The organism is Nodosilinea sp. E11 (assembly GCF_032813545.1).
Classification (GTDB): Bacteria; Cyanobacteriota; Cyanobacteriia; order Phormidesmidales; family Phormidesmidaceae; genus Nodosilinea.
In genome coordinates this window covers 2,663,167-2,679,046 of sequence record NZ_CP136520.1, presented here as the reverse complement: position 1 = coordinate 2,679,046, position 15,880 = coordinate 2,663,167, and the positions used below count along the sequence as shown (strand labels likewise).

The following is a 15,880-nucleotide window of genomic DNA, read 5'->3' as shown; positions in this document are numbered from 1 at the left end:
AGTCTAACTATGGGCTGTGGCCGGGGCAGGCAGGGGCTGCTCGACGGCGATCCGGGGTAGACGATGTTTAAAGCCACAGAGAATTTCCCAGCTGATGGTGTGAGCCATGGCGGCCCAGTCATCGGGGCTAATGGTGTGTTGGCCATCGTGGCCCAGTAGAGTCACCACATCTCCCTCCTGGAGGTTGGGGATATGGGTGACATCGAGCATGAGCTGATCCATGGTGATGGTGCCGATTTGGGGAGCGAGTTGGCCCTTCACGATGACCTGAAGTTGGTTGGAGAGCACGCGCGGTACGCCGTCGGCATAGCCAATGCCCACTACGGCTAAACGCAGGGGGCGATCGCAGCGATACTGGTGGCCGTAGCTGACCCCGGTGCCCGCTGGCACCTGCTTGAGGTGGGTAATGCGAGCTTTGATTTGCATGGCGGGCTGGAGGTTGACCCGATGCCGCAGGTGGGGGGCAGGGTAGAGCCCGTAGATACCCAGGCCCACTCGCACTAGGTCGTAGTGCAGGGCCGGGTTGGCTAAGGTGGCGGCAGTATTAGCCAGGTGCAGCCGGGGGGGGAGCAGGTGTTGCTGGCGTAGATTGGCGATCGCGGTGGTGAAGCGCTGGTGCTGCTGCGCCATGATCGTCGTGTCTGGCTCGTCAGCGGTGGCCAGGTGCGAGTAAAGGCTGTCGATTTTGAGGTGGGGAAGCTGGTGTACAAAGCGAACAAAGTCTACCGCCTCAGCCCAGGGAAACCCCAGTCGAGCCATACCGGTGTCCAGCTTGAGGTGTACGCCGACGGGGCGGGCATCTAACTGGGCCAGGGTTTCAGAAAAGACCAGGGCCTGCTTAGGGTTCACCAGGGTGGGTTGGAGTCGCCAGTGGGCGATCGCCTGCATTTCTTCGGGGCTGTTAACCGCTCCCATCACCAAAATGGGGGCTTGAACGCCCGCCGCCCGCAGCTCAATGCCTTCAGGCACAGTGGCCACCCCTAGCCAGGTCGCTCCGGCATGAAGGGCAGCCTGGGCCACGATCACGGCTCCGTGACCGTAGGCATCGGCTTTGACCACGGCCATGAGCTGGGTGGAGGCGGGCAAAATGCCCTTGAACTGCTGCACGTTGTGGCGCAGGGCCGCCAGATTAATTTCGACCCAGGCGCGGCAACAGCGCATTGGCTCTAGACTCGGAGTTTGTTCCCAACTGAGCATGGTTTTCGTCCTCCTTACACCGGGTTGTAGCCCCTGGGGGCTAGCGACTCATCATAGCGCCAGAGCTAGCCGAGGCCTACAGGGCACTGGTTTCAGGGCAGTGTACCAGGGGCCAAAACCCTCAATTTAGCTTCTGTGCTACCATCGGGCTAATATTCTTTAGCCACACAGAGGAATGAGTAAGGTTCTGGTGCTTAATGCCTCCTATGAACCGCTCAACATCACGAGCTGGCGTCGGGCTGTCGTCCTCATCATCAAGGGTAAGGCAGAGCGGGTTGAGCACAACGGCAAGTTTGTCTATGCCGACTTTCCGTTGCCGTCGGTAATTCGTCTGCGTCACTATGTGCGGGTGCCCTACAAAGATATTCCCCTCACTCGGCGCAACCTGCTACAGCGAGACAATCACACCTGTCAGTATTGCCGCTACAGCGGTGATGGGTTAACCCTTGACCATGTGTTGCCGCGATCGCGCGGCGGCGGCGATACATGGGAAAATATGGTTGCGGCCTGTGTACGCTGCAACGTTAAAAAAGGTAACCGCACCCCGCGCGAGGCCAATATGCCGCTGTCTAGTCAGCCTCGTAAGCCCCACAGCAGTCTTTACTTTGAAGTTACTCGGCAAATTCATAGCGGCTTGCACCAAGAGTGGAAGAAGTATGTGATTGGTATTTCCTGACGTTTTTATCCCATCCGATGGATTTTTCTAACGGGCCTGTGGCAATTTGCAATAATAGGTAAGCAGGGTATATGGCGTGTAGCTGGTGGCCTGTGTGCCCCCTTAGATAGCGCTCAACAGTGCCCCCTCGTGTAGCAATCTAAGGGTCCGAATAGCTGAGCTAAGTAGCCCCTGTACAGTGGTTCTCCTCTGCCTAGGGGCCACCCTCAGCGCTCAACGTTTGGTTAAGCCGGTTAAACACACAGTCGCAGAAAGAAGAACATTAATGATGACGTTTAACTCAGGCTCTGAAGCCCTCGAAGCCTCCTCCGCCAACGGCAAAGGGGTTATCTCTCTGGTGCCCAACTCTACTGACCATAGCGACGCTGACGACCCTGTTCAATCCGTACGTCAACTGCTAGAGGCCCACCGCAACGATAAACAGCTGGTGCTGCTGCAAGATTTTCCTGATCCCGACGCGCTGTCGGCGGCTTGGGCCTACAAGTTAATTGCGGCAAACTACAAAATCGAGTGCGATATTGTCTATGCTGGCACCCTTAGCCACCAAGAAAATATTGCCCTAGTGCGGCTGACGGGGTTGCCGGCTCGCCGCTGGCTCAATGCAGCCGATGCGTCTCATGTGGCCGATTATCAGGGGTTGGTGCTAATCGACAACCAGGGCACCACGAGCCAGCTCTATGAGCAATTGAGGGGAGCTGGGTTGCCCCTGACGTTAGTGATTGACCACCATGCCCCCCAGTCTAAGCTCGATGCCGAGTATGTTGACCTGCGGCCTCACATTCGGGCTACGGCCACCATTCTCACGCAGTATCTACAGCAGGGGTTGCTCGATCTCGATCGCAACAACAGCAAGCACACCAAATGCGCTACAGCCTTAATGCACGGCCTGCGGGCTGATACCAATCAGCTGATGCACGCCGGAGCCAGCGACTTTATGGCGGCAGCTTACCTGAGCCAGTTTTATGATGGCCAGCTACTGAGTGCGGTGCTGCAAGCCTCGCGCTCTAAGCGGGTGATGGATGTGATTGAGCGATCGCTGCGCAACCGCAAGGTGCAAAACAACGTGTCGATCGCGGGCGTAGGCTACCTGCGCTACGACGATCGCGACGCCATTCCCCAGGCTGCCGATTTTCTCGTCACCGAAGACAATGTGCACACCGCCGTGGTCTACGGCATTGTGCATGACGAAGACGAAGAGCGGGAAGTGGTGATTGGCTCGCTGCGCACCAGCAAAATTACCCTTGACCCCGACGAATTTATCAAAGAAGCCTTTGGCCAGGACAGCGAGGGCCGCTTCTTTGGCGGGGGGCGATCGATGGCGGGGGGCTTCGAAATTCCGGTCGGGTTTTTGTCGGGCTTCTACGAAAACTCTGAGTACAATCGCCTTAAGTGGGACGTGTTTGATATCCAGATTAAGCAAAAGCTTTGGCGGCTAGTGGATCCTGAGGAGGGCATTATCAACACCGATTGATAGGCCGCTTTGGGTGCTCCAGCCCTAGTAGTCTGCTAAGCCAAAGACAACAAGTTCGTGAGGGTTCAAGGTTCAAGGTTCACGACCAGCCTTAACCCTTGAACCTCTAGCCCCAGGCCATTGAGCCTGTCACAAACCAGATTATTGACATCCTCCCCGACCTAAAGGCACGGAGATTCGCCGGACATGGCATCAAGCCACACCCGGACAGGTAGACGGTTCATCAGGGTGGGCACTGCCCACCATTAGGGAGAAAGTTTTCCAGAAGTCGCCTAATATCAACTCCGCTTCAATGCTCCTAATCTGTCGTTCCCACGGCAGTAGGAATCCATTATGGATAAGTTACTCCAGGGTGGGTTCTTGCAGAGGCGGAAATGACAGTCAAGCCGTTGTCTGTTGGTCAATGAACCGGACTTCATGTAAGTCATGCCTGGAGGAGACGCTTTGCCACGTCAAGGCTGGCTATGGTGAGCTTAGGCAGGCTGGTGGTGCTCATGCCAGTGGCGAGCGATATCGACCCGGCGGCACACCCAGACGCGATCGTGTCCCTGGATGTAATCTAGAAACCGCGCCAGTGCTGCCGTACGACCGGGCTTGCCCGCCAGGCGGCAGTGCAGACCAATGCTCATCATTTTAGGGGCCTCATCGCCCTCGGCGTAGAGGGTGTCAAAGGCATCGCGCAGGTAGGCAAAAAACTGATCCCCTGAATTAAACCCAGCGTAGGTAGCGAAACGCATGTCGTTGTTGTCAAGGGTGTAGGGGATGATCAAATGAGGTTTACCGTACTCGAAGCTCCAGTAGGGTAGGTCGTCGGCATAGCTGTCAGCATCGTAGAGAAAGCCGCCTTCCTCAACCACCAGGGCACGGGTATTGGGGCTGTTACGGCCCTGGTAGAAACCCAGGGGGCGGCTGCCTGCCACCTGCGTGTGAATCTCTACGGCCTGGCGAATATGCTCGCGCTCGGCGTCTAGGCCAAAGTACTGATAGTCAATCCAGCGGTAGCCGTGGCTGGCAATCTCCCAATTGGCCTCGGTCATAGCGGCAACGGCCTCGGGGTGACGCGCCATGGCCATGGCCACGGCATAGACCGTCAGGGGCAGACCCCGGCTGGTAAACAGTCGGTGCAGCCGCCAAAACCCGGCTCGGCTGCCGTATTCGTACATCGACTCCATATTCATATTGCGCACCCCAGCCAGAGGCGCAGCCCCTACGCTTTCTGACAGAAAGGCTTCTGAGGCCGCGTCGCCGTGGAGAATGCAATTCTCACCGCCTTCTTCATAGTTAATTACAAACTGCACTGCAATTCTGGCGTTGTCAGGCCACTGGGCGTGGGGCGGCGTGCGGCCATAGCCAACCAGGTCACGGGGGTATGAGGAGGGTGCTGCCATAGGAATTGTGCAGATTATGGGAATTTATCAGCGGATATCGATGAATTCTAAGAGGAAACAGCGGCTTGGTCTACCTACTGCAAAAGACTCAAGCGGTAAGACGGATCCACTAAAGTCGGTTTTCCGCAAAAAACCGTCCTTTGACCACAAAATAGTTGATTAACTGTCGTTTATGATCAGTTAGATAGGCTAATGTCGAAAGGTAATCTGGGGTTAACCAGCGTCAATTTGGCTGAGTTATTTAAGGGTGCGGCAGCAAACCTTGTATCCTGAAGACTTCACTGACGACTTAGCTTGGCTAACACTATAACCACCACAGACTTGTGGCATTGGAGCTACAACTTTGTTGAACGGAAGGAGTAAACCCATGTCAGATGCCGCGCTCTTGCCGAGCAAGATGCAGGCCGCCCCCGTTCTGGACTTAAACGCCATTAACCGGGAGTGGGAAGATGCTGACGCCACCAGTTTGGTGCAGTGGGGCCACGACACCTTTAAGGATGGCTTAGTGATGAGTACCAGTTTTGGTATTCAGTCGGCGGTGATGCTGCATTTAGTCACCCAGGTAGTGCCCGCAATTCCGGTCATTTGGGTCGATACGGGCTACTTGCCGGTAGAAACCTACCGCTTTGCCGATGAGTTATCGCAGCGCCTCAACCTCAATCTTCAGGTCTACCAGTCGCCTCTGAGCCCTGCCCGCATGGAGGCGCTCCACGGTCGCCTGTGGGAACAGCATGACGTAGACGCGCTCAATCGTTACGACAAGATTCGTAAGGTAGAGCCTATGCAGCGGGCGTTAGCCGATCTAAAGGCTACCGCTTGGCTAACGGGTTTGCGCTCTGACCAGACCGACCACCGTAAGTCGTTGGGTCGGGTGGGGCAGCAGGGAGGGCGTTACAAGCTGCTGCCGATTCTCAAATGGACGTCTAAAGACATCTACCAGTACCTGGTGGCCCATGACCTGCCCTACCACCCCCTATTTGACAAGGGCTATGTGACGGTGGGGGACTGGCACTCTAGTCGCCCGATCACCGATGCTGATGCCAATGAGCGCGATACTCGCTTTAGAGGGCTCAAGCAAGAGTGCGGGCTGCACTTGCCTCAATCGCCTGAGGAGGCGGCCAGTCTTGACTCTAGCTCGCTGTAGCAGGGTTGGAGGACGGAGTTGATGTATAGCCCTCGCCCACAGACGGCGGTAAAGAATGCCCTGGCCCTGGGGGCGATCGCTCTGTAGGCCGGGCTGGTTAGTGGGTGTTGCCGAATTGAAGCATGAATTTGGGTAGGGGCAAACGACCGTTTGCCCCTACGAGGAACGTTGCAGTGTGAAGGTGAGCTTGGGGCGGCTAAGGGGTTTCTGGTGGCGGAACTTCGAAGCGGGCATTTTTGGCAATCAGTTCTAAGAACTTGGCGGTGCTGCGATCGGGTTCATAGACGCCGTTTTCCCATTCGCTGACGGTTTGGCGGCGCACGCCCATTTGTTCAGCAAATTCCATTTGGGTGAGGCTCATGTGTTTGCGCAGGGCTCGAATAGCGTCTTGCTGCCAAATGATGCGGCCGTCTCTGATCTCGATGTTGTACTGAGCCTCAAATTTACGGAAAGTCACGGTTTTAGCATCTATATCGATCGCGTGGACGTGGTAACCGGCCCCGACCCAGGCCCCGGCCTGAAGGGCGGCGGGAGTGTCGCGGTTGCTCCACCAATTTTTGCGCTCAACGGCTGAGGTCGGTAGGGGGCTACCGAGTAAGGTCTCGATGTCGGCGAAGGCTAGCACGACCTCGGCCTGGCCAGAGGTCTGAAGGTGGTTGAACAGTGGATAGTATTTGCTGCCGGGTTTCATGGGTAGGCGCGATCGCGACGCAATCTCAGCGATAAACCATATGACTCTCTAATAATGACGCAAAAACCTGACTTGATGACCGCAAAAGTTGACAAGACCTGTGGAATCTTGCCCGCAGCAGTCAGCCTTGTTCTCAAACAGCCTGGCTAGAGTGGTCGAAACAGAGGGGCGATCGCTAGCCCCTATTACCCCATCAAGGCTGCCGACGGTGGCAACGCTAGGGCTGAGCCTAGGCCCCCCACAGTGGCCCACCGCCTGGGCACGAAGATCTAGGCATAACGCCCATACCCCCGTAGACTGAGGACAGCCAATTGAACCAACGGCAGGGCGATATGAAAATTCTTTTTGTGGCAGCAGAAGCAGCACCCCTCGCTAAAGTTGGCGGCATGGGCGATGTGGTGGGGTCACTCCCTAAGGTGCTGCGCAGTCTGGGGCACGATGTGCGCATTTTTATGCCCTACTACGGCTTTTTGCCCGATAAGGTAGATATTCCCGAGGAGCCAGTGTGGCAGGGCACTGCCATGTTTAACGACTTTGCGGTGTACGAAACCACGCTGCCCGAGTCTGACGTGCCGGTATATTTATTTGGCCACCCCGCCTTTGACCCTCGCAAGGTCTACGGCGGCGACGACGAAGCCTGGCGCTTCACCTTTTTTGCTAACGGTGCTGCCGAGTTTGCCTGGAACTACTGGAAGCCCCAGATCATCCATTGCCATGACTGGCACACAGGCATGATTCCGGTGTGGATGCAGCAGTCGCCCGACATTGGTACGGTGTTTACTATTCATAACCTGGCCTATCAGGGGCCGTGGCGGTGGGAGCTAGAGCGCATTACCTGGTGCCCATGGTACATGCAGGGGCACAACACCATGGCGGCGGCGGTGCAGGCTGCCGATCGCGTCAATACGGTGTCTCCCACCTATGCCCAGCAGATTCAAACCCCCGCCTATGGTGAAGAGTTAGAGGGGCTGCTGTCGTTTATTAGCGGTAAGCTGGGCGGCATTCTCAATGGCATTGATGGCGACTCTTATAACCCGGCTACCGACAAATATATTGCCAAGAACTTTACCGCCGACAGCCTCGAAAACCGCCGCGTCAACAAGGTGACCATTCAAGAGGAACTGGGGCTAGAGGTCAACTCGAAGGCCTTTTTGGTGGGCTTAGTCGGTCGTCTGGTGGAGCAGAAAGGGCTAGATTTGATTCTGCAAATTTTGGATCGGTTTTTGTCGTATACCGATGCCCAATTTATTTTGCTGGGTACGGGCGATCGCTACTATGAGACCCAGCTGTGGCAGATGGCCAGCCGCTACCGGGGCCGAATGGCCACCTACCTGCTCTACAGCGAGGGTCTGGGCCGCCGCATCTACGCCGGGGCCGATGCCTTCCTAATGCCCTCGCGGTTTGAGCCCTGCGGCATCAGCCAGATGATTGCGATGCGCTACGGCTGCATTCCGGTGGTGCGGCGCACGGGCGGGCTGGTAGATACGGTGCAGCACAACGACCCTGAAAACCATGCGGGTACCGGCTACTGCTTTGATCGCTACGAGCCGTTAGACCTGTTTACCTGTCTGATTCGCGCCTGGGAGGGGTACCGCCACAAAGACGCTTGGCGGGCGCTGCAACAGCGGGCTATGGGCCAAGACTTTAGCTGGGACAAATCGGCGGTTGATTACGTCAAGCTCTACAGCGAAATGCTCGGGCTAGACTATCAAGACCAGCTGCCCCAGCTCCAGTTGGCCAATTCTCCCGCCCAGACAGACGCTTCCCTTCCTCAGACGCCGTTGATTAAATAGATTTAGATCAACCGAGCATCCGGGAGGTTACCCTGGTCTTAGCCAATCGGCGATCGCAGTGCTGGGGGTAGGGCTGTCTGTCACCCGTGAGCTTTTCGGGGTTGGCGTCTGTGGCAAATTAGTTGTTTCTGTGACACGAGGCACCTATGAGCGACGGTAACGGTTCGGCGACGGGCAACCTGGTGCCGCCCGATCCCCTGGGTCAGGCTGAGTTATTGGCCGAGATCGATCCTGTGGCTAAGCCCGAAACGCCTAAGCGCCGCCACATCCTCCTGACTTCTCACCCTAGTCGCAGCGGGCTCAAGGGTAGCCCGGTGCAGTGGGGCCACGGTGACCCGCAGGTTCGGGGTGCGATCGTGGCCACCGTCACCGACCCCAACCATCGCAATGCGATCGGCACCCATTCGGGGTCCTACGCGGTGTATCGCGCTCTGGCAGTAGCTAGCGGGGTGCTCGACCCCGACCACAAGCCCGACTTCACCAATACAGCTCCCACCATTGCCATTGGCCCCCACCCCAGCTGGGCCGACCCTGAAAAAATTGTTTCTCTAGATCCCTTTGGGGCGCTGGTAGGCGAGGTGTACGGGCCTCTCTTGCAGGAGGGCATTGACATTCGCCCCACGATCGCCGTCACCCGCGCCCACATTCAAATGCCTGAGCTGCTCGATGCGGTGCGCCAGGGGCGTATTAAAGAAGACGGCAAAATTGTAAAACCCGGCGGTGATTTGGTGGTCACTAAGGCGGCGGTGGAGCCGGTGTGGTACTTGCCGGGGGTAGCCCAGCGCCTGGGTGTTAGCGAAGACGACCTGCGCTACGCCCTGTTTGAGCAAACTGGCGGCATGTTCCCTGAACTGGTGACCCGGTTTGATGTCAAGGTGTTTTTGCCCCCCATTGGTGGCATTACGGTGTACGTCGTTGGTGATCTAGACGCAGTTACAGACCCAAGCCGACCGCTGACAGTGCGGGTGCATGACGAGTGCAATGGCTCTGATGTGTTTGGCTCAGATATTTGCACCTGTCGCCCCTACCTGGTACACGGCCTGGAAGAATGCATCGCCACGGCCCAGCAGGGCGGGGCTGGCCTGATTGTCTATTTCCGCAAGGAGGGGCGCGCCCTGGGAGAAGTGACCAAGTTTTTGGTTTACAACGCCCGCAAGCGGCAGGAGGGGGGCGATCGCGCTGATGCCTACTTTGCCCGCACCGAGTGCGTCGCTGGGGTGCAGGATGTGCGCTTTCAAGAACTGATGCCCGATGTGCTGCACTGGCTAGGGGTGACCCGCATCGATCGCTTTGTGTCGATGAGCGACATGAAGTATAACGCCATTGTGCGATCGGGCATTGAGATTGTCGAGCGGGTGCCGATTCCCGATGATCTGGTGCCGCCCGATGCGCGGGTGGAGATCGAGGCGAAGAAGGCGGCGGGGTATTACACCGAGACGGTGGCTCCGACGGAGGAGGATTTGGCCCAGATCAAGGGGCGGGGGTTGGAGTAGCGATGGTGTTTTTAGGCGGGGATGGGGTGGTGGGCGGTGCCCACCCTACGGCGGAGGCCGCGATCGATTACCTGCAAAGTCCGCAAGCCATTCGCGATCGCACCCGTGCCCTCTTCACGTTGGCTCAGCAAGATCAGCTCCACCATTTTCGCTACCAACCCGAGGCTTTGCCCGCCACCGCCGCCTACGTTTTGGATGTGATGGGGCAGCAGTATTCCACTAGCGAGATTCCCTTTCATTCGCGGTGGCGGCACTTTGAGGTGGCGGGGCGATCGCGCCTAGAGCTTCTAGAACCAGATTTGTCGCGGCTGGATTCGCTAGAGCAGGCCCGGCTCAAAGTCGATCTGGCGATTACCAGCGTGCTGCTGGATGCGGGGGCAGGCAGTCGGTGGCGATACGTGGAGCCAGGAACGGGAATTGAGTTTTCGAGGTCGGAGGGGTTGGCGATCGCCAGCTTCTACAGTTTCACGGCTGGTCTGTTCTCTAGCCAGCTTGACCAGCCCTGGCAGGCCGATGCGATCGGACTAGCGGCACTCACCGCCAATTCCCTGGCCCAAGCCTTCCAAGTCAATGACGACAATCCACTACTGGGCCTTGAAGGTCGTGTCACTCTGCTGCAAACGCTCGGCCACGCCCTGCACCAGCAGCCCCAGCTCTTTGGCCCCGATGCCCCCCGACCCGGCAATTTGGTGGATTACTGGCTCCAACGGTCAATGGATAACCAGCTGTCAGCCACCACCATTCTGCACACCATCCTGCTTGGCCTCGGCCCGATTTGGCCGGGGCGAGTCGAGTTGGCAGGCGTCAACCTGGGCGACGTGTGGCCCCACCCTCAACTGCCCGACACCGGGCCTGGCAGCAACCTGGTGCCCTTCCACAAACTCTCCCAGTGGCTTACCTATTCGCTACTCGAACCCCTGCAAGACCTGGGTTTGATCATTATTGATCTCGACCAGCTCACCGGCCTAGCCGAATACCGCAACGGCGGCCTCTTCATCGACTGCGGCGTGCTCAGCCTTAAGGATCCTGCTGCCATCGATCAGGCCCACCCTCCTGACTCTCCCCTAATTGTTGAATGGCGCGCCCTTACCCTCTGTCTGCTCGATGACCTTGCTACCCACATTCGCCAAACCCTGGGGGTGGATGCGGCCGCCCTGCCCCTGGCCAAAATTCTTCAGGGCGGCACCTGGACGGCGGGGCGACAAATTGCGGCGGAAAAACGGGACGGCGGGGGGCCGCCGATACAGCTAGCCAGCGACGGCACGGTGTTTTGATCGTTGTCCCCTCCTGGGAGGGGTGCCCGCAGGGCAGGGTGGGTCATAGATCCTGGGCTACCCACCCCTACCCCTCCCAGGAGGGGATGCTGCTACAGTTGCCTTTGAATCTGAGTTCTCTCCACCTAGCCCAAATGCCCGAACTTCACCTGATCGACCACCCGTTGATTCAGCACAAGCTCACTCTGATGCGCCGAGCCGAGACCAGCACCGCGAAATTTCGCACCCTGCTGAAGGAGATCAGCCTGCTAATGGCCTATGAGGTGACGCGGGATCTGCCCCTCAGGCTCGAAACTATTCAAACTCCCATGGCGACGATGGCGGCGCCGGTCCTAGCTCCCGAGAAGAAGCTGGTGGTGGTTTCAATCATGCGGGCAGGGCAGGGCATTCTCGACGGTATTTTAGAACTGATGCCCTCCGCTCGGGTCGGGCACATTGGTCTCTACCGCGACCCACAAACCCTGCGGGTGATTGAGTATTTCTTTAAGGTGCCAGAGGATCTAGGCGATCGCGATGTTTTGGTCGTTGACCCCATGATCGCTACGGGCAATACGGCAGTGGCGGCGCTGTACCCGCTCAAGCAAGCCCAGCCGCGATCGCTCCGGTTTCTCTGCTTGCTAGCCGCTCCCGAAGGTGTGGCCCACTTTCACCAAGAGCACCCCGACGTGCCCCTCTACGCCGCCGCCGTCGATGAAAAGCTAGACGATCGCGGCTACATTTTGCCGGGGCTGGGAGATGCGGGCGATCGCCTATTTGGCACCAAGTAACCACCACTGCAACGACCGCCTTTGACCCCAGCAAGATTGATCTCAGAATTGAGGTCGTCTATAGGACGTTGCTACAGACAGTTTGGGTACATTCACTGGTTTCTTTGCCCCTGTAACGTTAAGGGTAAAGGCTCGATTTTCAACCAGCCTTTACCTGTCATCATTTAACATTTATTATTGAGAACTGATGACATAGCTAGTTACTCTCTTCTTCAAGTTTAAGTCGCTTTGTCAAAAAATACTTAAGATAATCTAAGCAGACTATTTAGCAAGACCTATCTTCCCCCATGAGCAGTTGCTCACCTATGTAAAGCCATTTCTTGTGACATTTACGATTCTTCATTAAGCTTTAGACATATTTGAAATGCCCTTGATAAAAGGGCTTTGGCCTAAAGTCTCGACAAAATCTATCTCTCGATGCACTAATTAACGTAAGTTAATAGTTCTAAACGACCATCTCATAATGTCGTCCTTAACATTTTCTTTAGACCAGAATATTTGCTTGCCTGGTGGCGTTTCTGGGCATTCTAGTGTGTTTCTGTTTGGGTTGGATAGCCCGATTTATAGGCTTGCTGGGGTTGATTGAGTTGCGCTTTTTCGGGCGCAGTACGGCGACCTGTTAGTTTGATGACAGAGTTTTATTCGCGGCCAGTTAAAATAGGTGTCAATCTCATTCAGGGATGGGTCAAGGTTTTGGCTCAGCTTTAGTGGGTAAACTAATCCAGGTTTGGATTTGTTGGTATACGGGTCTCCAAGGTATTGGGGATTAGGTTGTCAACGTGAATGGCTTCAGTTTGCTCTGAGGTGGGGCGATCGCCCCCTAGGGGCAGGTTTATGATCATCGCGGCATCTGTTTCGGCCTATGGGCTGCCAGCGAATTCTTGTGTGGTTACTTATTAAGGGTTCTTATGGCTAAGCAATCTATTCGTCTGCCCGAATCAAGTGCAACGACAGAAGTTCCACTGTCGCTTGATCGCGCAGTTGCTGCGCTCGACACTGAGGCGCAGGTGAGCCAAATTCAGCATGCGTTGGTAAACAACCTGTACTGGGTACAGGGTAAAGATGAACAGTTTGCCAACGCCCATGACTACTATATGGCGCTGGCCCACAGCGTCCGCAACCAGCTTTTGCAAAAGCGTATTCGCACCGCCAAAACCTACTCCCAAGTTAAGGCTAAGACGGTCTATTACATGTCCGCCGAGTTTTTGATGGGGCGTCAGCTCGGTAACGGTCTGATTAACCTGGGCCTCTACGACACGATGCGCCATGCTCTGTCTGACTGCGGCCTCGACCTCGATGAGCTGCTAGAGCGCGAGGCCGAGCCCGGCCTGGGCAATGGCGGCCTGGGTCGCCTGGCGGCCTGTTTTATGGACTCGCTTACCACCCTCAATCTGCCAGCGATCGGTTACGGCATTCGCTACGAGTTCGGCATTTTCACCCAACTCATTCGCCAAGGGCACCAGGTAGAAGCCCCCGACAAGTGGCTGAGCTACGGCAACCCCTGGGAAATTGCCCGCCCCGACTACCGGGTCGAAATCAAGTTTGGTGGCCACACAGAGGTCTACAAAGACGGCGACGATGACTATCAGGTGCGCTGGGTGCCCAGCCAGACCGTGATTGGCATCCCCCACGATGTGCCTGTCCCTGGCTATGGCACCGAAAACGTCAACCTGCTGCGGCTGTGGAAAGCAGAGGCTGGAGAAGCCTTTGACCTAGACGCCTTCAACGCTGGCGATTATTTTGGGGCTGTAGCCAACAAGATGATCTCAGAAAACATCACCAAGGTGCTCTACCCCAACGACGAGACCCGTCAGGGCAAGGAGTTGCGCTTGCAGCAGCAGTATTTCTTTGTGGCTTGTTCGTTGCAAGACATCATTCGCCTGCACCTACGCGACCACGCCAGCCTCAACGACCTGGCCGAGTTTGCGGCGATTCAGCTCAACGACACCCACCCAGCCATCGGCGTTGCCGAACTCATGCGCCTGCTGATCGACGAGTATCACTTTGAGTGGGAAGCCGCCTGGGTGATTACCCAGCGCACCTTTGGCTACACCAACCACACCCTGATGCCCGAGGCGCTGGAGAAGTGGTCGGTGGACTTGTTTGGCAAGCTGCTGCCCCGCCATCTCGAAATCATCTACGAAATCAACCATCGCTTCTTGGATCAGGTAAAGCTGCGCTACCCCAACGACCCCGATCGCCTAGAGCGCCTCTCCCTGATCGAAGAAGGTTCTGAGCGTCGGGTGCGGATGGCCAACCTGGCCTGTGTCGGCAGCCACGCCATCAATGGGGTTGCTGCCCTGCACACCGAGCTGCTTAAGCAAGAGGTGCTGCAAGACTTTTACGCCCTGTGGCCCGACAAATTTAGCAACAAGACCAACGGCATTACCCCCCGCCGCTGGCTGTTGCAGTGCAACCCCCGACTGGCCCAGCTGATTTCTGAAACCATCGGCGACAGCTGGATCACCAACCTCGACCACCTCAGGCAGCTAGAGGCTCATATCGACAACGATGGTTTTCGCCATGCCTGGCAGGCCATCAAGCAAGAAAACAAGTGGAACCTAGCCCGCTACATTCAAGACATTCTGGGTGTGGAAATCAACCCTGAATCCATGTTTGATGTGCAGATTAAGCGCATCCACGAGTATAAGCGGCAGCTGATGAGCGTGCTGCACGTGGTCACCCTATACAACCGCATGCTTCAAAATCCTGGAGATCATGTGGTGCCGCGCACGGTCATCTTTGGCGGCAAGGCTGCCCCCGGCTATGCCATGGCCAAGTTGGTCGTGAAGCTGATTAACGCCGTGGCCGATGTGGTCAACAACGACCCCATTGTGGCAGGGCGGCTGAAGGTGGTGTTTTTGCCCAACTACAACGTGTCGTCGGCCCAGCGCATCTTCCCCGCTTCTGACCTGTCGGAGCAAATCTCGACCGCTGGCATGGAAGCGTCGGGTACTGGCAACATGAAGTTTGCCCTCAACGGTGCCCTCACCATTGGCACCCTCGATGGCGCTAACGTCGAGATTCGCGAAGAGGTAGGGGCCGATAACTTCTTCCTATTTGGTCTCACCGCCGAACAGGTGGCAGCCTGCAAGGCCGTAGGCCACAACCCCTGGTTCTACTACGACACCAACCCTGAGCTGAAGCGGGTGCTCGATGTGATCGCTTCGGGCCTGTTCTCCCCTGAGAACCCTGACCTATTCTTGCCCATTCTCGATTCGCTGCTAGTCGACGACCCCTATATGGTGATGGCCGACTACGCTGCCTATGTACAGTGCCAAGAACATGTCAGCCGCACCTACGAAGACCGCGATCGCTGGGTACGCATGGCCATTCTCAACACCGCTCGCATTGGCAAATTCTCCGCCGATCGCACGATCGCCGACTATGCCCGCGAGATCTGGAAGGTGAAAGCAGTGCCGGTTGGGGAGTAGGAGCGTGGATGGGTAGATGGGTGGATGAGCACTTATGCATCTACTCTCCTACCCATCCACCCCCTACCCCTCACCCATTTACTCACTTGGGCGGCTCCCTCAGGGCCGCCACCAGCAGGCAGACAATGCCGATGTTGATGCACACGTCGGCCACATTAAAAATGGGGAAGCGAATCAGGCGAAAGTCGAGAAAATCAATCACCTCGCCAAACAGCAGGCGATCGATGCCGTTGCCTAGCGCCCCACTCAAAATTAGCCCATAGCCCAGCTGCTCCCAGCGGTTGGGCAATCTGGCTTTGAGCCCCAGGGCAATCAGACCCAAACTCACCGCCATCGACAGCCACTTGAGCCATTCGCCATTGTTGCTAAACAGGCTAAAGGCCGCGCCGCTGTTGGTCACGTAGGTAAAGTAAAACACCCCTGGCCAGATCGGCATTGAATCGGGGGGCGTAGTGAGTTCAAAAGCTTGAGCGACCCAAAACTTAGTCAGCTGATCGAGCGTCAGCCCTACCCCAGCAGCTATCCAAAACCAACGATTGCGTACTCTCATGG

General features: G+C 56.8%; 12 protein-coding genes. 8 read left to right on the top strand and 4 right to left on the bottom strand.

Going from position 1 to position 15,880, the window contains the following annotated elements; translation table 11 throughout:
- Positions 1-3: 3 nt before the first annotated feature.
- The gene (alr, locus tag RRF56_RS14170; RefSeq protein ID WP_317038291.1) at positions 4-1,197 is read right to left on the bottom strand and encodes an alanine racemase; all 1,194 of its coding nucleotides are present in this window, start codon (positions 1,195-1,197) and stop codon (positions 4-6) included.
- 175 nt (positions 1,198-1,372) lie between these two features.
- Here alr and RRF56_RS14165 point away from each other — a divergent pair, with 175 nt between their 5' ends.
- Together RRF56_RS14165 and RRF56_RS14160 are read left to right on the top strand one after the other, a co-directional pair.
- Positions 1,373-1,873 carry an HNH endonuclease gene (locus RRF56_RS14165; protein WP_317038290.1) on the top strand — a complete coding sequence of 167 codons (501 nt, stop codon included), beginning with the start codon at positions 1,373-1,375 and terminating at the stop codon, positions 1,871-1,873.
- A gap of 268 nt (positions 1,874-2,141) precedes the next feature.
- Positions 2,142-3,344: a DHH family phosphoesterase gene (locus RRF56_RS14160; RefSeq protein ID WP_410510608.1), complete on the top strand. Its 1,203-nt coding sequence runs from the start codon at positions 2,142-2,144 to the stop codon at positions 3,342-3,344.
- Between the two features lie 473 nt (positions 3,345-3,817).
- Here RRF56_RS14160 and puuE read toward each other — a convergent pair whose 3' ends face one another.
- On the bottom strand, positions 3,818-4,732 hold the full coding sequence (gene puuE / locus RRF56_RS14155) for an allantoinase PuuE (RefSeq protein WP_317038288.1): 915 nt from the start codon (positions 4,730-4,732) through the stop codon (positions 3,818-3,820).
- 367 nt (positions 4,733-5,099) lie between these two features.
- On the opposite strand from puuE, the gene RRF56_RS14150 reads away from it, so the two are divergent.
- Positions 5,100-5,876: a phosphoadenylyl-sulfate reductase gene (locus tag RRF56_RS14150; RefSeq protein ID WP_317038287.1), complete on the top strand. Its 777-nt coding sequence runs from the start codon at positions 5,100-5,102 to the stop codon at positions 5,874-5,876.
- A gap of 196 nt (positions 5,877-6,072) precedes the next feature.
- Here the strand turns inward: RRF56_RS14150 and RRF56_RS14145 are convergent, their stop codons facing one another.
- A complete protein-coding gene (locus tag RRF56_RS14145) occupies positions 6,073-6,567 on the bottom strand; it encodes a helix-turn-helix transcriptional regulator (protein ID WP_317038286.1) in 495 nt (164 codons plus the stop codon).
- A 332-nt stretch (positions 6,568-6,899) separates the two neighbouring features.
- Here RRF56_RS14145 and glgA point away from each other — a divergent pair, with 332 nt between their 5' ends.
- From glgA to RRF56_RS14120, 5 genes are all read left to right on the top strand, one after another.
- Complete coding sequence (gene glgA, locus RRF56_RS14140; RefSeq protein WP_317038285.1) at positions 6,900-8,360, top strand: glycogen synthase GlgA; 1,461 nt, start codon at positions 6,900-6,902, stop codon at positions 8,358-8,360.
- Positions 8,361-8,506: 146 nt separating this feature from the next.
- A complete protein-coding gene (locus RRF56_RS14135; RefSeq protein ID WP_317038284.1) occupies positions 8,507-9,853 on the top strand; it encodes a GTP cyclohydrolase II in 1,347 nt (448 codons plus the stop codon).
- A 2-nt stretch (positions 9,854-9,855) separates the two neighbouring features.
- Positions 9,856-11,127 carry a URC4/urg3 family protein gene (locus RRF56_RS14130; RefSeq protein WP_317038283.1) on the top strand — a complete coding sequence of 424 codons (1,272 nt, stop codon included), beginning with the start codon at positions 9,856-9,858 and terminating at the stop codon, positions 11,125-11,127.
- Positions 11,128-11,261: 134 nt separating this feature from the next.
- The gene (upp, locus tag RRF56_RS14125; protein ID WP_317038282.1) at positions 11,262-11,894 is read left to right on the top strand and encodes a uracil phosphoribosyltransferase; all 633 of its coding nucleotides are present in this window, start codon (positions 11,262-11,264) and stop codon (positions 11,892-11,894) included.
- A gap of 908 nt (positions 11,895-12,802) precedes the next feature.
- Positions 12,803-15,328, top strand: coding sequence for a glycogen/starch/alpha-glucan phosphorylase (locus RRF56_RS14120; RefSeq protein ID WP_317038281.1), 2,526 nt, complete (start codon positions 12,803-12,805; stop codon positions 15,326-15,328).
- Between the two features lie 82 nt (positions 15,329-15,410).
- Here the strand turns inward: RRF56_RS14120 and lspA are convergent, their stop codons facing one another.
- A complete protein-coding gene (gene lspA, locus RRF56_RS14115) occupies positions 15,411-15,878 on the bottom strand; it encodes a signal peptidase II (protein WP_317038280.1) in 468 nt (155 codons plus the stop codon).
- Between the last annotated feature and the right edge of the window lie 2 nt (positions 15,879-15,880).

What these genes read in the sequence shown, in the direction of transcription:
- RRF56_RS14130 (WP_317038283.1), top strand. Translation starts at nt 9,856, where the DNA reads ATGGTGTTTTTAGGCGGGGATGGGGTGGTGGGCGGTGCCCACCCTACG.
- RRF56_RS14150 (WP_317038287.1), top strand. Translation starts at nt 5,100, where the DNA reads ATGTCAGATGCCGCGCTCTTGCCGAGCAAGATGCAGGCCGCCCCCGTT.
- RRF56_RS14145 (WP_317038286.1), bottom strand. Translation starts at nt 6,567, where the DNA reads ATGAAACCCGGCAGCAAATACTATCCACTGTTCAACCACCTTCAGACC.
- RRF56_RS14120 (WP_317038281.1), top strand. Translation starts at nt 12,803, where the DNA reads ATGGCTAAGCAATCTATTCGTCTGCCCGAATCAAGTGCAACGACAGAA.
- RRF56_RS14160 (WP_410510608.1), top strand. Translation starts at nt 2,142, where the DNA reads ATGACGTTTAACTCAGGCTCTGAAGCCCTCGAAGCCTCCTCCGCCAAC.
- puuE (WP_317038288.1), bottom strand. Translation starts at nt 4,732, where the DNA reads ATGGCAGCACCCTCCTCATACCCCCGTGACCTGGTTGGCTATGGCCGC.
- alr (WP_317038291.1), bottom strand. Translation starts at nt 1,197, where the DNA reads ATGCTCAGTTGGGAACAAACTCCGAGTCTAGAGCCAATGCGCTGTTGC.
- upp (WP_317038282.1), top strand. Translation starts at nt 11,262, where the DNA reads ATGCCCGAACTTCACCTGATCGACCACCCGTTGATTCAGCACAAGCTC.
- RRF56_RS14165 (WP_317038290.1), top strand. Translation starts at nt 1,373, where the DNA reads ATGAGTAAGGTTCTGGTGCTTAATGCCTCCTATGAACCGCTCAACATC.
- RRF56_RS14135 (WP_317038284.1), top strand. Translation starts at nt 8,507, where the DNA reads ATGAGCGACGGTAACGGTTCGGCGACGGGCAACCTGGTGCCGCCCGAT.
- glgA (WP_317038285.1), top strand. Translation starts at nt 6,900, where the DNA reads ATGAAAATTCTTTTTGTGGCAGCAGAAGCAGCACCCCTCGCTAAAGTT.
- lspA (WP_317038280.1), bottom strand. Translation starts at nt 15,878, where the DNA reads ATGAGAGTACGCAATCGTTGGTTTTGGATAGCTGCTGGGGTAGGGCTG.